Origin of the sequence: Lentilactobacillus hilgardii DSM 20176 = ATCC 8290 (assembly GCF_000159315.1) — a bacterium.
In the GTDB taxonomy this organism is placed as follows: domain Bacteria; phylum Bacillota; class Bacilli; order Lactobacillales; family Lactobacillaceae; genus Lentilactobacillus; species Lentilactobacillus hilgardii.
In genome coordinates, this window is record NZ_GG670014.1 from 1 (window position 1) to 1,022 (window position 1,022).

A 1,022-nucleotide genomic window follows, 5' to 3' on the forward strand; every position below is an offset into this window, starting at 1 on the left:
CCGAATTTTTGGACAAATTTGTCAGCATAACCTGATACGGTGTTTGCCAGTCGAGTATTTTAAGCGGTCGCTGGTTAATTTGGAGTAACGTCGTCGTTAAATCTTGAGCACTAATGTGCTCAAAACGAGTCCCTTTAGGATAAAAATAACGTAAATTCCGATTAAAGCGTTCATTACTACCACGTTCAGCTGGAGTATAAGCATGGCAGTAATAGGTCTTAATACCATATTGTGATTCAAGTGATACTAGCCCACTAAACTCAGTGCCACGGTCCACAGTAAAGCTGTGCACCGGACCATTAAAAGTGGTTAGGAACTTAGTTAGTGCTTCATTAACAGTCGCTGTCGTCCGATCTTTTAACCGGTATGCCCAAAGGAACCGTGATTTGCGATCGATTAAAGTTAATAAAACTGCCTTACTATGCCCACGAGGACCAACGACTGTATCTAGTTCAAAATCGCCGATGCGATTACGTTGATTAATCATCATGGGACGCTGTTCAATTGATCGCCCCAAAGATTGATTATATTTGGATCGTTGGTCAACGTTACGCCGTTGGCGTACGCCATGTTCAGGTAGATCATTCAAGGAGAAACCAATTTTCCCCTGATTTAGCCAATTATAAATAGATTTAGTAGCTAGTTTAAATTCGTGAGCAATCATTCCTGGTGACCAGCTTAGACGTAAATGGTTGAGAATTTTTTGCTTTAACTCATCGCTCAGCTTAGTTTTCCGACCACATCGTGATCGCTTGTATTCGGCATCTGTTTGTGCTAATTCAGCCTGATAAGGTTGACATCGAGATAATTCATAAGAAATTGTTGACGGTGATCGGTTCAGCCGAACGCCCATTTGGATATTGGACAGCCCTAGTTCACAAAAGGTTTCGATTTTAATTCGTTCGGAATAGGTTATACTAGACAAAAGATCAGCTCCTAAAAGATGGGTTTGTGGTAAACACCATTTTAAAGGAAGCTGATCTTTTTTGTCCGAACAGCGTTCGGATTAATTTTACAATCTA

The 1,022-nt window shown here is 40.7% G+C and carries 1 protein-coding gene; it reads right to left on the bottom strand.

What is annotated here, in order from left to right:
- Positions 1-925: IS30-like element ISLpl1 family transposase (locus HMPREF0519_RS12670; protein ID WP_040472850.1), on the bottom strand; the 925-nt coding region annotated here is incomplete at its 3' end.
- Between the last annotated feature and the right edge of the window lie 97 nt (positions 926-1,022).